Annotated in this window: 13 protein-coding genes; 12 read left to right on the top strand and 1 reads right to left on the bottom strand. The window is 68.7% G+C overall.

Annotated features, from left to right (window positions below):
• The first annotated feature begins 82 nt into the window (after nt 1-82).
• From pdsR to ISP17_RS02585, 3 genes are read left to right on the top strand one after another with little or no spacing between them, the layout of a single operon-like run.
• Complete coding sequence (gene pdsR / locus ISP17_RS02575) at nt 83-772, top strand: proteobacterial dedicated sortase system response regulator (RefSeq protein WP_404629954.1); 690 nt, start codon at nt 83-85, stop codon at nt 770-772.
• Nucleotides 769-1,392, top strand: coding sequence for a hypothetical protein (locus tag ISP17_RS02580; protein ID WP_404629955.1), 624 nt, complete (start codon nt 769-771; stop codon nt 1,390-1,392). The genes pdsR and ISP17_RS02580 overlap by 4 nt, the downstream gene beginning before the upstream one ends.
• The gene (locus ISP17_RS02585) at nt 1,389-3,413 is read left to right on the top strand and encodes an ATP-binding protein (protein WP_404629956.1); all 2,025 of its coding nucleotides are present in this window, start codon (nt 1,389-1,391) and stop codon (nt 3,411-3,413) included. The genes ISP17_RS02580 and ISP17_RS02585 overlap by 4 nt, the downstream gene beginning before the upstream one ends.
• Here ISP17_RS02585 and ISP17_RS02590 read toward each other — a convergent pair.
• Nucleotides 3,408-4,685 (bottom strand): energy transducer TonB, encoded by a 1,278-nt coding sequence (locus tag ISP17_RS02590; RefSeq protein WP_404629957.1) that lies wholly within the window; start codon nt 4,683-4,685, stop codon nt 3,408-3,410. The two genes, ISP17_RS02585 and ISP17_RS02590, sit on opposite strands and share 6 nt — an antisense overlap.
• Nucleotides 4,686-4,859: 174 nt before the next feature.
• On the opposite strand from ISP17_RS02590, the gene trpE reads away from it, so the two are divergent.
• From trpE to ISP17_RS02635, 9 genes are all read left to right on the top strand, one after another.
• On the top strand, nt 4,860-6,335 hold the full coding sequence (gene trpE, locus ISP17_RS02595; protein ID WP_404629958.1) for an anthranilate synthase component I: 1,476 nt from the start codon (nt 4,860-4,862) through the stop codon (nt 6,333-6,335).
• An 8-nt stretch (nt 6,336-6,343) separates the two neighbouring features.
• Nucleotides 6,344-7,021 (top strand): hypothetical protein, encoded by a 678-nt coding sequence (locus tag ISP17_RS02600; RefSeq protein WP_404629959.1) that lies wholly within the window; start codon nt 6,344-6,346, stop codon nt 7,019-7,021.
• A 71-nt stretch (nt 7,022-7,092) separates the two neighbouring features.
• Nucleotides 7,093-7,503: a hypothetical protein gene (locus ISP17_RS02605; RefSeq protein WP_404629960.1), complete on the top strand. Its 411-nt coding sequence runs from the start codon at nt 7,093-7,095 to the stop codon at nt 7,501-7,503.
• An 86-nt stretch (nt 7,504-7,589) separates the two neighbouring features.
• A complete protein-coding gene (recC, locus tag ISP17_RS02610) occupies nt 7,590-11,054 on the top strand; it encodes an exodeoxyribonuclease V subunit gamma (protein WP_404629961.1) in 3,465 nt (1,154 codons plus the stop codon).
• Nucleotides 11,051-14,617, top strand: a complete 3,567-nt coding sequence (locus tag ISP17_RS02615; RefSeq protein ID WP_404629962.1) for a UvrD-helicase domain-containing protein — start codon at nt 11,051-11,053, stop codon at nt 14,615-14,617. Before recC ends, ISP17_RS02615 begins: the two co-directional genes overlap by 4 nt.
• A complete protein-coding gene (gene recD, locus ISP17_RS02620) occupies nt 14,614-16,416 on the top strand; it encodes an exodeoxyribonuclease V subunit alpha (RefSeq protein WP_404629963.1) in 1,803 nt (600 codons plus the stop codon). Before ISP17_RS02615 ends, recD begins: the two co-directional genes overlap by 4 nt.
• Before the next feature lie 323 nt (nt 16,417-16,739).
• The gene (locus tag ISP17_RS02625; protein ID WP_404629964.1) at nt 16,740-17,975 is read left to right on the top strand and encodes a tyrosine-type recombinase/integrase; all 1,236 of its coding nucleotides are present in this window, start codon (nt 16,740-16,742) and stop codon (nt 17,973-17,975) included.
• Between the two features lie 307 nt (nt 17,976-18,282).
• The gene (locus ISP17_RS02630; RefSeq protein ID WP_404629965.1) at nt 18,283-18,774 is read left to right on the top strand and encodes a hypothetical protein; all 492 of its coding nucleotides are present in this window, start codon (nt 18,283-18,285) and stop codon (nt 18,772-18,774) included.
• A complete protein-coding gene (locus ISP17_RS02635; protein WP_404629966.1) occupies nt 18,755-21,751 on the top strand; it encodes an HsdM family class I SAM-dependent methyltransferase in 2,997 nt (998 codons plus the stop codon). Before ISP17_RS02630 ends, ISP17_RS02635 begins: the two co-directional genes overlap by 20 nt.
• The last annotated feature ends 1 nt before the right edge of the window (nt 21,752 follow it).

The following is a 21,752-nucleotide window of genomic DNA, read 5'->3' on the forward strand; positions in this document are numbered from 1 at the left end:
CCACTGGATGCGTCTTGCGCATGATGCACGCCGCCATGCACGCTGCGTACCATCACGAACCGCATCCTACAGGGGAGTTCTCATGGGCCGCAGCATCGCCATCGTCGAAGACGAACCGCTGATCCGCGCCAACTACGTCGAGGCGCTGAACCGTTTCGGCTACGACACCCGCGGCTACGGTTCGCGGCACGAGGCCTCGGCGGCCTTCGCCATGCGCCTGCCGGAGCTGGTCATCATCGACATCGGCCTGGGCGACGAGCCCGAAGGCGGCTTCGACCTGTGCCGCGAGCTGCGCGCGAAGTCGCCGACGCTGCCGATCATCTTCCTTACCGCGCGCGATTCGGATTTCGACGTGATTTCCGGCCTGCGGCTGGGTGCCGATGACTACCTCAGCAAGGACACCAGCCTGCACCAGCTCGCTGCACGCATCGCCGCCCTGTTCCGCCGGATCGCCTCGATGCAGGCGCCGGCGGCCAGCGAGACGGTGATCGAGCACGGTCCGCTCAAGCTCGAATCCGAGCGCATGCGGATCACCTGGAATGGTGAAGAGATCCCGCTTACCGTCACCGAATTCTGGATGGTGCACACCCTGGTGCGCTTCCCCGGCCACGTGAAGAACCGCGATCAGCTGATGCGCGAAGCCGAACTGGTGGTCGACGACGCCACCATCACCTCGCACATCAAGCGCATCCGCAAGAAGTTCATCGCGGTGGCGCCTGAGTTCGACGCGATCGAGACCGTGCATGGCGTGGGTTACCGGTGGAAGCCGTGAGGCGATGGCTGCTGCTGATCGCCGCTTGTGCCTCGCCGGTATGCCTTGCGGTCGGCCAAGCGGATTCAGTGCAAGCAGACCGCGTCGTGTTGGTCTATGGCAAGGCAGACGGCGACGTTCCTGGATGGGCCGTGCTAGCCGACAAGCTGAGTGGCTGGACGGCCGATTGCTGCATGTACGCACGCGCTATAGGCGTGAACTTGGTCATGTATCAGGGCGAGTGGACGGGCAAGCCTGAACAGGTGATCGTGCTCAACGTCTGGCCTGCCAAGCTGCACAGTCTCAACGATGAAGTCGTCGCCGACCGCAAAAAATATCTCCAGCGCGATCCGGGAGCGCGTTCCAAGCTGTTCCGGATCCCACACGCGAAGATGACTTGCGATGCCATCGCTTACGAAGGCACGGATCACTTTGATGACGTGGTTGTGTTCTGCGATCCGGGCCGAACGACCGGCATACGCCTAAGCTGGTCGATGACCTTGGCGGCCGGCGATCCGCAGCGTAGAGCGCTGCTGGACGGATTTATGAAAGTCGCTGCCAACGCGTCCTATATGAGTCGAGAGGGCGATCATCGATCGCGGGACGGGCAGCGGGGCGCTGGCAAACACTCCGCGCCATGACCCTGCGCCGCAAGCTGCTGCTCGTCGCGCTGTGCACGCTGGCGCTGCCCGTCGCCGGCTGGCTCTACGTGCGGCAGATGGAAAACCTGCTGCGCGACGGCCAGGCGCAGGCGCTCACCGCGTCGGCGCGCGCCGTGGCGCGCAGCCTGGCGGTCACCGGCGCGGTGCTGCCGGAAGCCGGCCAGGGCTGGTATGTGCAGGCCGCCGGCACGCCGATCACCATCGACGGCTACGGCGACGACTGGGCACCGCTCACGCCGTGGAGCGAGCCGGTGGGTGCGCGCGGCAAGCTGCTGCTGGCGCAGGACGACAGCTGGCTCTACCTGTGGCTGGACGTGCGCGACAGCCGCCGCACGCGCGCCGAGGTCGACGATCCGCTGGTGCTGCGCGCCGATCACGTGGTGCTGTCACTGCAGCGCGGGACGGTGCTGCGTCGTTATCTGCTGGCCAGTGCGGCGCCCGGCCCGGTCAGCGCCCGTCCGCTGGATCCGCCGGTCGACGGCCTGCCCGATCTGCTCACCGCGCAGTGGCAGGAAGATGGCAGTGGCTATCGCATCGAGCTGCGCGTGCCGCGTGTGGACGGCGTCAGCGCGCTGGGCGTGGGCGTGTTCGATCCGGCCGATGGCGGCGATCCCCTCGCCGTCGAGCAGCGGCCGCTGCTGGCCTATTCGGACCCGCTGTCGGCAGAACTGGCGCAGCTGGCACCTGACGACGTGCACGCCCGCGTGCTGTCACCCGATGGCTGGTTGCTGGCACAGAGCGGACGACACGATGCGGATCGCAGCCAGGGCCCGCAGCCGGGCTGGTTCGCCGCGCTGATCTACCGCTCCCTGCTGGCCGACCGCGTGCAGGCCTCGCAGCCCTGGATGCAGGATGCGCCGCGCCTGCTCACCGACGAGGTCACCCAGGCGCGCCACGGCACGCCCGCCGCGGTGTGGCGCGACGGCGAGACGCGCGCCAGCGTGGTGCTCGATGCCGCGGTGCCGATCGAGCGGGCCGGTCACGTGCGCGGGGTGCTGCTGCTGGAGCAGGCCAGTCGCGCGGTGCCGCTGCTGGCCAACCGCGCGCTGTTCGGATTGCTGCTCACCAGCTTCGCGGTGCTACTGGTGGCCGGCGGCATCCTGCTCGCTTTCGCCACGCGGCTGAGTCTGCGCCTGGGCAAGCTGCGCGATGCGGCCGAGCGGGCGCAGGCAGCGGATGGACGTCTGGACGGCCTGTTCCAGCGCGGACGCTTCCCGATGACCGACGCGCCGGACGAGGTCGGCGACCTCGCGCGCAGCTTCGAGAAGCTGTTCGAGGCGGTGGGTGGCTACACCGACTACCTGCGTACGCTGGCCTCCAAGCTGTCGCACGAACTCAACACGCCGTTGGCGATCGTCAAATCCTCGCTGGACAACCTGGAGCACGCGCTCGATGCGGACGGCGGCGTGCCCGCGGATGCCGCGCCGTATCTCGCGCGGGCGCGCGACGGCACCGCCCGCCTCGGTGCGCTGGTACGTGCCATGAGCGAGGCCAGCCGGATGGAGCGCGCCATCGCCGCCGCCGAACCGGAGGACGTCGACCTGCGCGACGTGGTGCGCGGCTGCGCCGAGTCCTATCGCGCGCTGGCAGGGACGCGTCGTTTCGACTGCGTGCTGCCCGATGCACCACTGCCGTTCCACGGCGCGCCCGAACTGGTGGCGCAGGCGCTGGACAAGCTGTTCGACAACGCGCTCTCGTTCACCCCGGCCGAGGGCTGGCTGCGGCTGGAGCTGCGGGCCATCGATGGCGGCGCGCAGATCACCCTGGCCAACCAGGGGCCGCCGCTGCCCGAGGCGATGCAGGCGCGGCTGTTCGATTCGCTGGTGAGCCTGCGCGACAAGGCCACGCCGGGCGATGCGCCGCACCTGGGGCTGGGCCTGTACGTGGTGCGGCTGGTGGCCGAGCGTCATGGCGGAGTGGCTCTGGCGCGCAACACGGATGACGGCCAGGGTGTGGCGTTCACGCTGCAGCTGTTCGGCATGCCGCGCCCGCGGCTATAGCGCCTGCCCGTCACTCAGGTGAAAGCGCACCGGCACGCGTGCCGTGGCCGTGCCGGCGCCGCCGTCGCTGCGCAGCGCGCGGAAGCGCCACTGACGGGCCGAGGCCACCGCCGCGGCGTCCAGCTCGGCGAACCCGCTCGATTGCGCCACGGCGATATCCCGCGGCAGGCCGTCGGTGCCGATGGTGAGCACCAGCAGCACGGTGCCCTGGTGACGTTGACGTATCGCTTCTTCCGGATAGTGCGGCGGCGGCCGGCTGATGATCTCCACCGCCACCGGTGCCGTGGGCGCGCCGTAGGCCAGCACCCAGCCGCCGTCGCCGCGCTGCAGGTGCGCCTGGTAGGTCTCGGTGTCGCCACAGCCGCCGGTACGACCGTCGCAGCGGCGCACGCTGTAGGTGAGCTGGCCCTGCGCGTCGAGCGTGAAGTCGGTCAGCTGCATGTGGCGCGGGTCGATCGGCGCGTCGAGCACGGTCCCGACGAAGACACCACGGCGGAACATGTAGAGCTGCACCGCGCTGGGTTGGCACTGGGCATCGCGCTGCACGATCGCCTCGGCGACGTAGGCGTCGCCGCTGCGCCGTGCCCGCCCGGTCAGCACGCGTTGTCCACCGGTGAGCAGGAAGCGGTCTTCCTCGCCGCCGGCCGCGCCGCCAGCGGGGCAGGCGGAAGGCATGGTTGCTGCGGATGCGCTTGCCACCATGGGCTGCAGCGGGCGTGGCACATAGCGCACCACCGGCGTCGCGGGCGCACGGGCCGGCGCGCGATACAGGTACCCGATCAGGATCGCCAGCGAAGCGACGGCCACGCCTCCCAGCCACGTCGATGTTCGACGACGGCCGCGCGGCATGGCACGGGCAGGAAGCGGCGGTGGCTGGCTGGCGGGGCGCGGCAGCGGCGGCGGTGTCGCGGCGAGCGGCAGTGCCTGCCAGCTCGCGTCGCCGTCATGGCACCAGCGGTCGTCCGGGCGGGCGTAGTCGCCGCGCGCGTCGGCGGGCAGCGGGCCAAGCACGCGATCGCCGCGCAGCAGCCAGATCAGCGCCCCATCGTCGGCGTGGACCGCGGCCGCAGTACCGAGCTGTTGCAACTGGGCAGCCTGGGCGCGTGCCGTCGCCTCGTCCAGCGTGCGCCGGATGATCAGCGGCGCGCGCTGCCACACCTTGTCGCGAAAAGCCTCCGGCGTCATGCCGAATGCCGCGGCAAGCCGTGACTCGACGGCGTCGGCGTTGTGGTCGAGATGGTGGCCCGCCAATACCAGGCAGAACGTATCCATGCCCGCTGTTCCCTCCGGTGGGTACCTGTCAGCTTAACCAAGCCACGCCCCGCCGCCACCCCGCTGCCTGCTGGATGCGCCGCGGCGGGCGGCCGCGGCGCCCGTGCGGGTGCGCGATGGCGCGGCGTCGTGCCTACAATGGCCGTCTGTTTGGATCAGCCGGACCCACGCCACGTGATTTCCCGAGACGAATTCGACGCGCTGGTGGCCCAGGGCCACACGCGCATCCCGCTGGTGCGCGAGGTGTTTTCCGACCTCGACACGCCGCTGTCGGTGTACCTGAAGCTGGCCGATGGCCCGTACACCTTCCTGTTCGAATCGGTCGAGGGCGGTGCCACCTGGGGGCGCTATTCGATCATCGGCCTGCCGGCGCGCCGCGTGTATCGCCTGCGCGGGCACGAACTGGAAGTGGAAGATGCCGGCGAAGTCACCGAGCGCCGTCACCTGGACGATCCGCTGGCCGAGATCGAGAAACTCCGCCAGCAGTACGACGTGCCGCGGCTGCCGCAGCTGCCCGCCTTCAGCGGCGGCCTGGTCGGCTATTTCGGTTTCGAGACGATCGGCTACATCGAGCCGCGCCTGGCGCAGTGGGATCGCCCCGACGAGCTGGGCACGCCCGACGTGCTGCTGATGCTGGCCGAGGAAGTGGCCGTGTTCGACAACCTCAAGGGCCGGCTGTATCTCATCGTGCACGCCGATCCGTCGCAGCCGCACGCCTACGCGCAGGCGCAGCGCCGGCTCGACGCGCTGGTCTACCGCCTGCGCCAGGGCGGCGCGTCGTACCCGCAGCTCACGCAGTCGGTGGCGCTGGACGAGAGCGACTTCAAATCCTCCTTCACCAAGGCCGAGTTCGAGGCGATGGTGGAGAAGGCGAAGGAATACATCCGCGCCGGCGACATCTTCCAGGTGGTGCCGTCGCAGCGGCTCAGTGTCGGCTTCAACGCGCGGCCGGTGGACGTGTACCGCGCGCTGCGCGCGTTGAATCCGTCGCCATACATGTACTTCGTCGACCTGGGCAAGACGCAGATCGTCGGCTCCTCACCGGAGATCCTGGCGCGACTGAAGGACGGCAGGGTGGTGGTGCGCCCGATCGCCGGTACGCGCCGACGCGGCGCCACCGAGGACGAAGACAACGCGCTCGAAGCCGAGCTGCTGGCCGACCCCAAGGAGCGCGCCGAGCACGTGATGCTGATCGATCTGGGCCGCAACGACGTCGGGCGCATCACCGAGACGGGCAGCGTGGCGGTCACCGAGTCCTTCGTGGTCGAGCGCTACTCGCACGTCATGCACATCGTCAGCCAGGTCGAGGGCGCGCTGAGCGATGGGCTGTCCTACATGGACGTGCTCAAGGCCACCTTCCCGGCCGGCACGGTCAGCGGCGCGCCGAAGATCCGCGCGCTGGAGATCATCCAGGAGCTCGAGCCGGTCAAGCGCAACATCTACGCCGGCGCGATCGGCTGGATCGGCTGGTGGGGCGATGCCGACACCGCCATCGCGATCCGCACCGCGGTGATCCAGGACGGCCGCCTGCACGTGCAGGCCGGTGCCGGCATCGTCTACGACTCCGATCCCGCCTCCGAGTGGGAGGAGACCATGAACAAGGGCCGCGCGCTGTTCCGCGCCGTGGCGCAGGCGGCGCAGGGGCTGTGAGCCGCGTGATGGCCGGTATCGCGCTGGCTGGCGCGCTGGCGGGCAGCGTCCAGGCAGAAAAAGCGCCTTCGGCACCGGCCTGGCCTGACACCGCACTTGCGCGCACCGAAGCGCTGGCCCTGCTGCAGACGCTCAACGCCGACCTGCTCAGTCACGACAGCGCCACGCTGACGCTGGAGCGCTGGTGCGGCGCGCACGGCATGGCGTCGCCGGCGAAGGTGACCGCCGAGCGGGTGCGCGGGCCGGCGCACGCGTTGCCGGACGATCTGCGCGCGCAACTCGGCATCGGCGCGGACGAGCCGGTCGCCTATCGCCGCGTGGCGCTGCGCTGTGGCGGACGCACGCTGTCGGAGGCGGAAAACTGGTACGTGCCGGCGCGGCTGACCGCCGCCATGAACCGCATGCTGCAGACCACCGACGTGCCGTTCGGCAAGGTGGTGCAGCCGCTGCATTTCCGCCGGCGCACGCTGTCGGCCGAACTGTTGTGGTCGCCGCTGCCGGACGGCTGGGAACGTGCCGGCGCCTTGCCGGCCGATCGACCGGGATCGCTCGCGATGCCACACCGCCTGCTGCAACACCGGGCGCTGCTGGTCGACGGCGACGGTCATCCGATCAGCGCGCTGATCGAGACCTACACCGACCAGGTGCTGGCGTTCGATCCTCCGCGGCCACCGCCGGCACCCTAAAGCCCGCCCGATCCCGGCCGCTATCGGAAAGCTTGCCGCGGAACGTCCGCGCCCGTTTGCCAGGGAACGACATGAACGAACCCGACCTCAGCCAACTGCCGTACCGCCGCCCGCCGATGACGCGCGGGGTCGATCCCCAGCGCATGAACTGGCTTTGGCGGCTGATCTGCGAGCTGGGCGCGGTCGATGCGCCGGAAGTGATGGAAGCACTGCACGCCGCCCAGGTGCCGGTGGACCTGCGCCGGGTGAAGAGCTGGACGGTGAGTGATCGCGAAGCCTCGTTCTTCCCCATCACGCTGGCCGAGCTGGAACGCAACCTGCGCTCCGTGCTGGCGCTGCGCCTGGCTGCTCGCGAGGCACAGATGCAACTGCAGCACGCCTCCGCCGAGCCGGCCGGCGAGCCGCAGGCCGAGCTGGATGCCGGCGCGCCGCACGATGGCGACGGCGAAGGTGGCGTCGATCCCGCCCAGCTCGAGTGGTAAGCCGCCGCTGATTCCGCCGCGTCGCAGCCGCTGCGATGCGCTTCGGGTGTGCTGTGCGTCCACCGCACACGGCTATCATCCCGACGATGCACACCGCCCCCAAGGACGAATTCGGCCACGGCCTCGTGATCTACCGCGCGAGCCGGCTCGAGGCCCTGCTCGATCCGCTGCTCAAGCTGCTCGACAGCGCGCCGCCGGCCCACGTGCTGGCGCCGCAGACGGTGATCGCCGCGCACCCGGGCATGCGCCACTGGCTGGCCGGCGCGCTGGCGCGCAAGCGCGGCGCCGGTGGCATCGTTGCCAACCTGCGCATCTCGTTGCCCAGCAGCTGGCTCGACGAGCTGGCGCTGGTAGTGCTGGGCAGCGGCGCGGTGGCGCTCACGCCGTACCGCCGCGACCGCCTGCGCTGGCGCATCCACGAACACCTGCCGGCGATCGACGACGCCCGCGTGCGGGGCTACCTCGCCGGCGGCGACGCGGCGCGCCGCCGTTACCAGCTGGCCGACCGGCTGGCGCGCATCTACACCCAATACCTGGTCTATCGGCCGGACTGGCTCGACGCCTGGGAGCACGGCCGCGACGACCTGCCCGAACCCACCTTCATGGCGCCGCTGTGGCGCCAGTTGCGCGCGGACATCGGCCTGCCGCACCGCGGCGAGCGCGTGCAGGCGCTGGTGCGTGAGCTGGCGCGCGATCCCGCACGCCATGCCAGCGACGAGCCGCTGCACCTGTTCGGCATCAGCCACCTCGCCCCGGCCGAGCTGGCCCTGCTGCGCGCGGTAAGCCAGCTGCGGCCGGTGATCGTCTACGTGCCCGATCCCTGCCGCGAGTTCTGGGCCGGCCTGCGCGGCGAGCGCGAGCAACTGCGCGAGCTGGCCCGCACCACGGATTTCGGCGAGGCCTCCGAGCAGCACTTCCTGCAGATGGGGCACCCGCTGCTCGCCGCCTGGGGCCGCATGGGCCAGCACTTCATGCTCAACCTGCAGAACTTCGACGACGCCATCGCCATGGACGTGCGCCACTGGCAGGACGAGGCGCCATCGCCGGGCGAGGGCGACGGCCTGCTGCAGCGGCTGCAGGAGAGCCTGCGCGCGCTCGATCCCTCGGTGATCGCGCCCCTGCGCGGTGGCGCCGATGCGGCGCTGGCCGACCGCTCGCTGCGCGTGCACCTGTGCCACACCCGCCTGCGCGAGCTGGAAGTGCTGCGCGACGCGCTGCTCGCCGAGCTGGCCGCGCGACCGGACCTGAAGCCCTCGGACATCGTGGTGATGGCCCCGGACATCGCCGCCTACGTGCCGCTGCTGCCGGCGGTGTTCGGCGAGGCCGGCCGCCATCACGGGCCGCTGCCGTACCACCTGGCCGACGTGGCGGTGGCGCGCACGCATCCGCTGCTCGACGCGTTCAGCCGGCTGCTGGCGGTGCCCGAGTCGCGGCTCACCGCACCGGAGCTGCTTGACCTGATGCAGGTGCCGGAAGTGGCGCGCGCGCTGGGTCTGGGCGAAGGCGATATCGACACGCTGGCCCGCTGGCTGCGCCAGGGGCGCGTGGCCTGGGCGCTGGACGGCGCATTCCGCGAAGGCTTCGGCGTGCCCGGCATCGACGAGCACACCTTCGCCTGGGGCATGGACCGCCTGCTCGCCGGCTACGTGCTGGGCGACGCCGACACCGGTGACACGGGCTGGCGCCTGCCGGACGGCGAGCTGTGGCCGGTGGAAGGCGTGCACGGTCCGCAGGCGGCGATCCTCGGCGCGCTGGACCGCCTGCTGCTGGCGCTGGCCGAGCTGCATCGCGACGCGTCCGAAGCGCGCACCGCGTCGGCCTGGGCCGCGCGGCTGGAGCGCCTGCTCGACACGCTGTTCCGCATCGACCCGCGTGACCGCGACGCGGTGGAGGCGCTGTCGCTGCTGCGTCGCTTCCTGCAGGCGACCCGGGTGGAGACCGCCGACTGCGGACTCGATCCGCTGCTGGAGTTCTCCGTGGTGCGCGAGGTGCTGCGCGAGCGGCTCGCTGCCGCGCCGGAGCGCCAGCGCTTCCTGCTCGGCGGTGTCACCTTTTGCGGCATGGTCCCGCAGCGCGCGATCCCGTTCCGGGTGATCGCCGTGCTCGGTCTCAACGACGGCGAATTCCCGCGCAGCGTGGGCGACGCCGGGCTGGACCTGATGCAGCACCACCGCCGCCTCGGCGACCGCGACGTGCGCAGCGACGACCGCTACCTGTTTCTGGAGACGGTGATGGCCGCGCGCGAGGTGCTGCATCTCTCGTATATCGGTGAAGGCGTGCGTGATGGCAAGCCGCGCAACCCGGCCGCGCCGCTGGCCGAGTTGCTGCAGAGCCTGGACGACCAGGCCGGCCTGCGTGGTATCGACGCCGACGAGGACGACAGAGCACCGGCGCCGGGCGCGCCGCGCGTTATCCATCGGCCGTGGCGCATCAAGCATCCGCTGCAGCCGTTCGACCGCCGTTATTTCGACGGCAGCGATCCGCGGCTGTTCACCTTCGATGGCGGCAGTGCGGGCATGGTGGCCGGCCAGTCGTTGGCGCCGTTCCTCGCTGCCGGCGATGACGCCGGCGGCGAAGTGCCGGGGCCCATCGCCCTGCGCGAGGTGCAGGCCTACTTCCGCGATCCCGCGCGGCAGTTGCTGGCGCAGCGGCTCAACATCCGTCTGGACGCGCTGGAGGACGACCGCCTGCAGGCCGACGAGCCGCTGCAGCCCGGCTTCAGTGCGCTGGACCAGGTTGGCCGCCGGCTGTTCTTCGATGCGTTGGGCGCGGGCCGTTTCGACCTGCCGGAGCAGCCGTCGGCCTGGCTGCGGCTCGGCGGCATGCTTCCCGGCGGCCGGCTCGGTCTGGCCGCCTGGACGGCCGAACGCGATGCGGTGAACGCGCTGCTGCGGGCGGCACAGGCGCATCCGCTGTTCGCCGGAGCCATGCCGCAGCGTCAGCCGCGCGCACTCGCCCTCTCCATCGGCGAACACACGGTGGAAGGCGCGCTGGAACGCGTGTTCGCCACCGACGACGCGTTGTGGCTGTTCGAGGCCTGGCCGGGCAAGAAACCCGAGGCGCTGACGTTCCGCGAGCGCGTGCCGCTGTTCCTCGACTGGGCGCTGCTGCGGCTGGCGGTCGATGCCGCCACGCCGGTGCGGGTGGCGGTTTTCACCGCCGATGAAAAAGCCGACGTCGGTGCGCCGTTCAACCGCTGGGACGAGGCGCTGCAGGCCGCGCCGGCGGAAAACGCGCGCGCGATGCGCGAGGCACTGGCCGCGCGCGTCGCCGCGCTGCTGTCGATCTGGCGACAGGCGCAGCGCCAGCCGCTGCCGTATTTCCCGCGCACCAGCTGGGCCGCGCTGGACGACAAGCCCGATTCCGCGCGGCAGGCGTGGGAGGGCGGCTTCAACACCGGTGAGCGCGACTACGCGCCCGGCTACGCGCGCCTGCTCGCCGGCGAGATCAACTTCGCCGACGGCCAGCCGCAGCACGCCGAGCTGCAGGCGTTGGCCGGGCAGCTCGCGGCGCTGATCGAGTTCTCCACCCTGCAAGCGGTGAGCGCATGACCGGCACCGCCGAACACGCCGCGTCGCTGGACTGGACCCGCCTGCAGCTGGCCGGCCACGGCCGCACGCTGATCGAGGCCAGCGCCGGCACGGGCAAGACCTGGACCATCGCCGTGCTCTACCTGCGCCTGCTGCTGGAGCAGGGCCTGAGCCCGCGCGCCATCGTGGTCACCACCTTTACCGACGCCGCGGCGCAGGAGCTGCGCGAGCGCCTGCGCGCCAAGCTGGTGTGGGGCGAGATGGCCGCGGCGGACTGGCAGGCCGACACCGCCGACAGTGTCATCGGCCCCGATCTCCTCTGGCTGCATGTGCGCTGGCAGGACGATCCCGCCCAGGCCGAACGCGACCGCCTGCGCCTGCGGCTGGCCCAGGCCGAGCTGGACCTGGCCCCGGTCGGCACCATCCACAGCCTGTGCCGGCGCATCCTCGCCGACTATCCGTTCGAGAGCGGCGGCGGCTTCCAGCTGGGCGAGATGGTCTCGTCCGAGGCGCTGCTCGACGAATGGTCGGCCGACCTGTGGCGACGGCTGCAGCAGGGCGAGGTCGCGGTGGCGGAGGCGCCCGCGTCGCTGGCTGCGCTGCGTCGCCAGCTCAAGGCCTATCTGCAGCCCGGCGTGGCGCTGTGGGCACCCGATGCGGCCTGCCTCGATGCCGAACTGCCGCCCGCGCGCGCCGATGCGCTCGAAACGTTCGTCGCCGGCAAGGCGAACTTCCTGCCGCGCAAGACCGCGCTGAAGACGGCGCTGCAGGCGCTGGCACAGTGGCTGCGCGATCGCGGCGAGCCGCCCAAGGCATCGGTGATCGCCAACCTGCTCGCAGCCGAAACGGAAGCCCACCAACAACTTTCCGCTGATGCACTGGCCGCGCCCGCCACGCACGAACTGCTCGCCTTTGCCGCCCGTGCAGGGCGCGTTTTCGAGTACGTCGCGATGGTCGACCACGTGCGCGCCTGGCAAGGCTGGCTGGCCCAGGTGCACGCGTGGCGCGAGGAACGCCTTGCCGCGCGCGGCCAGCTCAGCTTCGACGAACTGATCGCCCGCGTCGGCACCGCGCTCAGGCGCGAGGACCGCGCCCTCGCCGACCGGCTGTTCGCCGCGTGGCCGGTGGCGCTGGTGGACGAGTTCCAGGACACCGACGGCCAGCAGTACGACATCCTGCGCGCGATCTACAGCGATGCCGCCGGCGCGGCGCGCGGGCGGCAGGTGATGATCGGCGACCCCAAGCAGGCGATCTACCGCTTCCGCGGCGGCGACATCCATACCTACCTGCGCGCCGCCGCCGGCGCCGACCAGGTGCTGCGGCTGGACACCAACCACCGCTCCTCGCGCACGCTGGTCGCCGCGCTGAACCAGTTCTATGCCGCCGCGGGCGCGGTGCTGAGCGTGGATCCGGACGCGCCCATCCGCGTCGAGCCGGTGCAGGCCAGCGGCCGCCGCGACAGTGCGTCGTACACGGTCGACGGCGCGCCGCTGGCGCAGCCGCTGCAGTTCCACTGGCAGGCGGACTATCCCGCCGCGGTCCCCGCGCGCTCGCGCGACGCGCTCGAGGCCTGCGCGCAGCAGATTGCGGCGCTGCTGGCCTCCGGTCGCCATCGCATCGGCGATCGCGCCGTGCAGCCGGGCGACATCGCGGTGCTGCTGCCCGGCAACCAGGACATCATCGACCTGCGCGCGCGGCTGCAGCGCCTGGGCGTGCCCTGCGTGGGTGCGGGTCGCTCCAGCGTGTTCGCGCTGGACGTGGCGCGCGAGCTGCAGATCCTGCTCTACGGCATCGACCACGCCAGCGACGAGGGCGCAGTGCGGGCGGCGCTGGCGACGCGGCTTTATGGGTTGTCGTTCCACACGCTGAAGGCGCTGCGCGAACAGCCCGAAGCCTGGCTCGATTACGAGCAGCAGTTCCAGCAGTGGCGCCTGCGCTGGCAGCGCGAAGGCGTGCTGGCGGTGGTGCGGCAGCTGATCGAACATGCCGCGCCCGCCCTGCTGGCCGGCGACGACGGCGAGCGCACGCTCACCGACCTGCGTCACCTGGGCGAGCTGCTGCAGGCGCAGTCCGACCAGCTGCACGGCAGCGAGCAGCTGCTGGCCTGGTTTGCCCGCCAGCGCGAGGGCGAGGCGGCCGGCGGCGATGCGGCGGACGAGCAGCAGCTGCGCATCGAATCCGACGCGCAACGCGTGCGCCTGATGACCCTGCATGCCAGCAAGGGCCTGGAGTTCAACCTGGTGTTCCTGCCGCTGATGTGGGACCACACACGCAACGCCAACGACACCTTGCCCGTCATCGACGAGCCGCTGTGCGGCCGCCGCGTGATCGGCTTCGGCAAGGCGGCCAAGGCGCAGTACGACCACGAGGGCCAGGACGAGCGATTCCGCGTGCTCTACGTGGCGCTGACCCGCGCCGTTTATGCCTGTCATGTCTACGTGCTGCCGCCGGATCGCCCGAAGCAGGCCAACAGCGACAAGCCGGCGGGCGATCCCGAGCGCGCGCCGCTGGACGTGTCGATCGAGCGCCTGCTCGCCGCGCGGGCGGCCGGTCTCGATCTCGCCGCAACGGCGCCGCAGCTCGGCTGGTCCGCCGACGGCTGGCCGTGGTGCGCCGGTCGGCTCGCGCTGGAGGTGTCGCCGGAAGGTCCGCGCATCGCGCGCCGGGAGCCGCCGCCGCATCCGGATGCGCGCGTCTACAGCTTCTCCACCCTGGTCCGTGGCGCTCACGACGGCACGCTGGAAGACGCCGCCGCCAGCGACGAGGCGCCCGTGACCGACGAAGTTGCCGAGGCGCTGGACGCCGTACTGCCGGTGGCTGAGCCGGCACCACCGCATCCGGAGCTGCAGGCGCTGGCGGCGATCCGCGGCGCCGACATCGGCAACGCGCTGCACGCGATGTTCGAGCACCGCACCATCGGCGAACCGATGACCCGCCAGCTCGGCCTGATCGACCGCGAGCTGGGAGACGCCGGCGTGCCGCTGGACGAGCGCGAGCGCCCGGCGCTGATCGAACGGATCGCGCGGCGATTGCAGGCCAACCTCGAGGTGGAACTGCTGCCCGGCCTCGCGCTGGGCCGGGTGCCGCCGCAGCGCCAGCTGGCCGAGATGGAATTCCACTACCTGCTCGACGGCGCCTCGGTGGCCGCGCTGCGCGAGGCATGCATGCGCCACGGTGAGCCGGAGTTGGTGCCGTTCACCGCGGTCAACCAGCTGCGTGGGCGGATGACCGGCAAGATCGACCTGATCATCGAGCATGACGGTCGCTTCCACGTGCTGGACTACAAGAGCAACTACCTCGGCGACCACCTGGACGGCTATACGCCCGAAGCGCTGCGTATCGCGATGGACGACCACCAGTACCGCTTCCAGGCGCTGCTCTACACCGTGGCGGTGGACCGCATGCTGCGCCAGCGGCTGCCGGGCTACCGCCGCGAGCGGCACCTGGGCGAGGCGATCTACCTGTTCGTGCGTGCAGTGGGGCTGGTGCCTGAGGCCGGCATCTGGCGCCACCGTTTCGACGATGCGTTGATCGACGCCGCCGATACGGCGCTGGCTGGTCGTATCGAAGGAGTCGCCGCGTGAGCGCCTACCGTTTCGTGCCCTCGCCGCTGGAACTGACCGACGCACCGTGGCGTCCGCTCGACCGCGCGGTGCTGCGCTGGACGCTGGGCCACGGCGGCTCGCCGCTGCTGGCCAAGGTCGCCGCCTGGGCCAGTTACGCCGACGGCGAGGGCGACACCGCCCTGCCGTTGTCCGGCGAGGCCGCCGGTCGCCACGGCATGCCGCGCCCGGATGAGGACGCGCTGGCCGCGCTGCGTGCCGACCCGCTGGTCGGCGACGGCAGCGTGCCGACGCCGTACGTGATCGATGCCGATGATCGGTTCTACCTGTGGCGCAATCACGCGCACGAGATGGCGGTGGCGGGCGCGGCACGCGCGCGGCGCGATGCGGCGCTCCCGGCCCAGGCCGACAACGCACTGCTCGACACACTGTTCCACGGCGACCGCTCCGACGCCGTGCAGCGTCAGCGCGAGGCGGTGGCCGCGGTGGCTGGGCGCAAGTTGTTCGTGCTCACCGGCGGCCCCGGCACCGGCAAGACCACCACCGTGCTGCGCATGCTGCTCGCCCTGCAGCGGCAGGCGGCGGGCGCCACGCTGTCGATCCAGGTTGCCGCGCCCACCGGCAAGGCGGCGCAGCGGCTGGTGCAGTCGCTGCGGCAGGGCAAGCAGGCGCTGGCGGCGCAGCTTGACGACAGCTGGGGCACCGCGCTGGCCGCGATCCCGGAGTCCGAGGCGCTAACACTGCATCGCCTGCTCGGCTACGACCCGCGCCGCAACCGCTTCACCCGCGATGCCGCGCATCCGCTGGCCGCCGACGTGGTAGTGGTGGACGAAGCTTCGATGGTCGATCTGGCCATGTTGCGCGCCCTGCTCGACGCGGTGCGGCCGCAGGCTACCCTGGTGCTGGTGGGCGATGCCGACCAGCTCACCTCGGTCGCCGCCGGCTCGGTGCTGATGGACCTGGTGAGCGCCTTCGAGGCCGATCCGCGCGGCGACCTGGTGCGGCTGGAGCACAGCTTCCGCGCCGAGCGGCAGCTGGTGCCGATCAACCGGGCCGTGCGGGTCGGCGATGGACTCGCCCTGCGCGCGGCGATGGAGGCCGCCGGCGAGGATGCGCGCTGGCGCGAGGTGGCCGACGCCGCGGCGCTGCGGCGCGCGCTGGCCGCCTGGTGCGAGCCGCTGGCCGCCTTGCCGATCCGTCCGCAGCTGCCGCCGCGCGACGAGGCCAACACCGAGGTGCGGGCGGCGATCGCCGTGCAGGCCCTGCGCGCCCTGGCGCAGCGGCAGCTGCTCTCGGCGCTGCGCGAGGACGGCTTCGGCGCGCTCGCCCTCAACGGCTGGATCGAGCAACGCCTGAAGCAGCTCTGGGGTGTGCCGGCGGAGCGCAGCTGGTACGCCGGTCGCGCCGTGCTGGTGACCCGCAACGACTACGCCGTGCGCCTGTACAACGGCGACGTCGGCCTGTGCCTGGCCGAGCCGGACGGTTCGCTGCGGGTGTGGTTCGAGACGGTGGACGAACACGGCCGTGCCAGCGCGCGCAGCTTCGCCCCCGGCACGCTGCCGCCGCACGAGGGCGGCTTCGCCATCACCGTGCACAAGAGCCAGGGCTCCGAATACGACCTTGCCGCCGTGCTGCTGCCGCCCGATCCCGAACATCGCCTGCTTTCGCGCCAGCTGCTCTACACCGGCCTGTCACGCGCCAAGCGCCGGGTCGAGTTGTGGGGCACGCCCGACGCGGTCGAGGCCGCGCTGGCGCAGCCGGTGCAGCGCGCCAGCGGACTGGCGGCGCGTCTTGCCGGCGCCGATCTCCCCGATGCGTGAGCCTCCGTGGTCGCGTTGCGCGCCGGCGGCAGGTGTCCTCAAAGGCAGCTGATGTGCGTGGCGCCGCCTCGCCCATTTGTCGCATGCACGCCGGCGCGATGCCTCGCTATCATGCTTCTCTGACGTTTCGCGCCCGGCGGCAACCATGCTCCTGATGATCGACAACTAGCATCGGCGTCCACGGGGATCCGCGACAGTCCAAGGTTTGCCTTCAAGATGGCTGCGGAACTGGGTTCATAGTCTCTTAGTGTCCGCGGGAGTCCGTTGTAAGCTAGGGAAAGTGCGGGTACCTTTGCGGGTACCGAAGACCCGATACCCGCACCATGCCACTCACAGACGCGAAGATCCGCAACACCAAACCCGGCCCGAAGCCGGCGAAGCTGGCTGATGGCGGTGGTCTCTATCTTGAAGTGCGTCCTACGGGGGCGAAGCTGTGGCGCTACCGCTATCGCATCGCGGGCAAGGAGAACCTGTTCGCCATTGGTGAGTACCCCAGCATCGCCCTCGCTGAAGCGCGTGCTGAGCACGGCAAGGCGCGGGCGTTGGTAAAACAGGGAGTCCATCCTTCTCACAATCGGCAGGCCGAACGCCTCTCGAATCAGGCGGCAAGTGCGAACACCTTCGAGGCTGTCGCGAAGGAGTGGATCTCGAAAAAATCTCCGAGGTGGACCGCGTACTACTCGCGACAAGTGACGCGGTTCATGGAGTCCGACGTGTTTCCTTACGTCGGGAAGCTACCGATCCGTAGCGTGACATCAGCACATTTGCTGGAAATAGTTCGCCGCATCGAAGGGCGGGGAGCCGAGACGGTCGCCTTGTTAGTTCGTCAATGGTCTTCGGCCATCTTTAGATATGCGGTCGCTACGCTGCGCGCTGACGGCGATCCTGCTGCTGCGTTAAAGGGGGCTATTCATCGTCCGAAGGTCGAGCACCACAAGCCGCTTTCTCGCTCCGAGATCGCCAGCTTCATCGGTGCAGTGGACAAGTACGGCGGCTATCGCACGACAGTAATCGCACTGCGCTTGATGCTGCTGACGTTCGTTCGCACTGTCGAACTTCGAAAGGGCAAATGGTCCGAATTCAACCTGCAGGACGCTGAATGGCGGATACCGGCAGAGCGTATGAAGATGCGAGAGCCGCACATCGTGCCGCTATCCGAACAGGCCGTGGTGTTACTGCGAGAGCTGCAAACCTATACGGGCGGCCGTGGGCTTCTATTTCCGAACTATAGAAATCCGAAGGAATGCATGACCGCGACCACCTTGAATCGCGCGCTTGAGCGCATGGGGTTCAACGGAAAGGGCAGTATCGGCTTCTCGGCGCACGGATTTCGCGCGACGGCCTCCACTCTCCTCAATGAGATGGGCTATCGATCGGATGTGATTGAGCGTCAGTTGGCACACTCCGAACGTAACAAGGTCCGCGCCAGCTACAACCACGCCGAGTACATGGAAGAGCGGAGGTCCATGATGCAGGATTGGGCCGATTTCCTAGAAGACCCGATGCGTAACAAGGGTAAGGGTACCGGCGTTACCACGCGGGCACGCCGACCTGGTTAGAGAGGCGGAGCGTCCTGGGCCGCTAGTCGACGGACGGAAGCAAACTTATCGAGCGCATGGCTTGATGCTCAGCCTGACCCGTGTCCTGGGCGGTGCGCTCTGTTGCTGGCTCCGAACTATCGCCATGGGTGCGTCCAAGCGCATGAGACTAGGGCGGAACACCCTTCGTGCGTGCACCGGCAAGTGCGGCTAAGAGCAAGCCGCTGAAGAGTGCCATTGGAGGGACGTTGTGGATTTTAGACTACGTCTCGACCTCAGCCCAGATCTGCTTCAAATTTGAAGCAGATCTGCCATACTTGGTTCCACGATGGCCGGAATTCACTACACCGCAGTGCATGTGCGTGAGCTGCTCGGGCTCAGTCGCACCGATCTGCAACGGTGGCTGTCTGCCCTACCTCCATTTAATCAAGTCAAAGCCAAACCCCGGACCGCGCGCCAGTTCACGATCGCCGATCTGGCCTTCTTTCGTGCCGTTGCGGAACTGCATCAGCGCTTGGGCCTGTCCCTGCATTCGATTGCCGCATTCTCCGCGCCACTCCGCGCTCGCCTCGACATGCGGGCTGCGCTGACCGGCGGCACCGTCCGCCTGTACATCAACCAAGTTGGCGATGGTGCGTGGGCCGTTGGCAGCGAGGCGCAGGGAGCTCTGTCGGTAGCACTGGACCTGGAGCCGATCTGGCTCGCTGTCTATGCGTTCGTTGGTGTGGCCATGCCGGCTCAGCGTGAACTCGCGCTTGGCTTGGTATCCCTGTCGGGGTCTTCACATCAGGAGGACCGTCGTGGTCGCCAAGCCCGCTGAGATCGCTGACCGGCTTGGCGTGCCGCGTGATGCCTACGTCGACCTGCGCGGAACTCCGACCGCGCGCCATTTGCGCTACATGGACTTGATGGCCCCCGCGCGTCGGCCTGGCGCGGACACGCAGGAACTGCCCGATGGTGTGATCCAGGTGGCGGGCAAGGCCGCCCTTTATGTGCTTCAGGCACCGGCAATTGCAGGCTCTCCGCCTAAGGAGCAGTTGATCCAGCTGATACGCACGCTGGCATGCCGCGCTGATGCGGCCTATCTGGCAGTGTCTAGCCCGGCGTCGACGAGCATCTATCCGATCGGGTTCTACCGGGCCGATGAACTTCCCGCCATCGACAGGGAGATTCTTTCCGACAACGCTGTCGGGCTTCGCACTCTGCTTAATGGGAATACGGAAGGATCCACGCAGAAGCGTGCCGATCAACTTTGGCTAGACGATCTGCTGTTCAAGCTCTTGACGGATGCCGCCGACGGATTGCGAGCGGCGTTTCCGTCGGAGCTGCTCTCTGACGGCGATGTGGTCTCGCTGATCGGTCGGGCGCTCTTCACCCGGTTTTTGGTGGACCGAAACATCGTGGCGGGAGACGACATCACGGCCCTCTTCCCGGGTATCGAGCGGCCCGAGGAACTGTTTGCCACTCCGGCTGCGCTGATAGCGACGTTCCAATGGTTGGATCTCACCTTCAACGGCGATCTGCTCGAGCTGGGAACTAAAGACTATGTCGACTTCATGGCGCGACTGGGTTCCTCAGTGGACCTGCTGTGCACTGTGTTGTCCAACGTCATGTCGCGAGCGCCGGGTGGCCAACTGTCGTTGGACTGGAATGGGTTGCGCTTTCAACACATCCCGGTGGATGTACTGAGCCAGGTCTACGAGCACTTTGCGCACCGCTTCATGCCCGAGACGGCGCGCCAGACCAGCATCCATTTCACTCCCCGAAACATCGCCGAATTGCTCGTCGACGGTGCCTTTGGCGCCGTGCCGGCGGAACAGCGTCACTGTGCACGGGTGCTTGATCCAGCCGTAGGGGCCGGGGTTTTCCTGGTTTTGGCCTATCGCCGGCTGGCGGCCGAATACTGGCTGCATCATGGCAAGCGCCCACGTCGGTTGGCGTTGCGTCGCATTCTCACGCAGCAGCTGTGCGGCCTGGACATCAATCCAACATCGATAAAAATGGCCGCCCTGAGCTTGTATCTAGCGGCACTGGAGCTCGATCCACAGCCGCAGCCGCTCAGCGATCTGCGCTTTGAGCGGTTGTTCGATGGAACGCTGCGTTGTGTCGATCAGGCTCATTTGGGAACAAGCGAGGACGCGGCACTCGGAAGTCTGAGCTCGTCATTGCGTAAGTTAGGGCCCTTCGACATCGTGCTGGCCAACCCGCCATGGACGCGCCTGCCGGGACGCTTCAAAAAGCTCCTGGACCAAGTTCCTTGGGATGCGGATGGCGCCTCACCGGTTCGCGCCAAGAGCCTGGTTCCCAATCAGTGGCCGGATCTGGCTTTTCTTTGGCGCGCTCAGCAATGGTGCAAGCCCTCAGGGGTGATTGGCCTGTTAGTGCATGCGCGCTTGCTCTTCAGCGAAGAGGCCGCCGCCGCCCGGACCCATTGGTTCGAGCGCACTCGGGTCACGGGCATCCTCAACGGCGTGTTCCTGCGAAAGGATCGCCGGATATGGCCGTCCAACACACAGCCATTTTGCGCGCTGGTGTCTATAAACGAGCCTCCCGGACCGGAGGACTCGTTTTACTTCCTTGTGCCGCGCCACGAACCGGCACTGGCCCGTCGGCGCGAGTTTCGTCTTGACCCACGGTCGGCGATCCCGGTCCCCGTCGCCATGGCGGCAAGCGTGCCGCACGTATTCAAGACCCTAGCGCGAGGCTCGGCGCTGGATCTGGAATTGATCTCGCGCTTGGGTGCAGAGCCGCGCATCTCGATGCGACAGTACTTTTCGAAAGAAAGGCTGGAAATTGCTCAGGGTTTTATTGCTGGGACGCAGAACCCCCTAGATGCCACATCGCTGCGTGGCCTCCCGGTGCTAGAAGGTACCGATAAACCGCTGTTCACCGTCAAGACGCGTGCTCTCAGCCGTATCGAGCACCGTTATCCCGCACTAGCCTTGCAGTGGCCTCGCAACCCTAGCATTTACAAGGGGCCCCATCTCCTGTTCCGCGAAGCGCCCAAACAGGACATCGCGCACCGTGGTGCACTTTGGACGGACGGTGACGTGGCTTTTAGCCGCTCGTTCTATGGCGTGCACATCCCTGAGGGCAGGTCCGCCATCGGTGACTATCTCTACGTATTGTCCTACGCAGACTTGCTGATGTACTGGGTGCTCATGACGAGCTCTAAATTCGGCGTGGAGCGCGACATCTTCAACAAGGATGACTACGGCAACTTTCCCGTTGTTCCTTGGACATCGCTTTCGACATCCATAAAGCGGAACGTGGCAGAGCTGGCAGTGGCGATCCGTGGCGGGAAATGTCCCTGGCCTCACATCAACGCACTAATGGCCAAGATCTATGGCTTGACCGTTCATGATCAAGCCTTAGTCGCCGACGCGCTGCGTTATGAGAGCCCGTTTCCCAAGAGCCAGTCGCTGAGCGTCGCTGAAATTTCGCGGGACGATCCGCGGATTCCCGCATTCGCATCTTCCTTGGGGGCGCTGCTTTCAGAAGCCGAGGGCGGTGATGTCGACGTCATGCCCATTACGCTCTCCAAGGATGATGGCCTGTGGCAGTTCTTGCGCGTCACGTCTGGAGCGTCATTGGTATTCGATGCTGAGGGTATCCGCGACGTACTCAGGCGCGTAGGCGATCCTTTGATGACTTCGGAGATCCGCCTACAACTGGCGAAAGGCGATTGGTTGATCGGACGTCTCAGGCATGCGCGCTATTGGAGCAAGAGCCAAGCGCATCTGTTAGCGCTCGACGTTATGGAGCGCGGCATGTGCTCTGGTTTGGCCTCGTACTGAG

It is taken from the genome of Dyella ginsengisoli (assembly GCF_044904665.1).
GTDB classification, from domain to species: Bacteria; Pseudomonadota; Gammaproteobacteria; order Xanthomonadales; family Rhodanobacteraceae; genus Dyella_A; species Dyella_A ginsengisoli.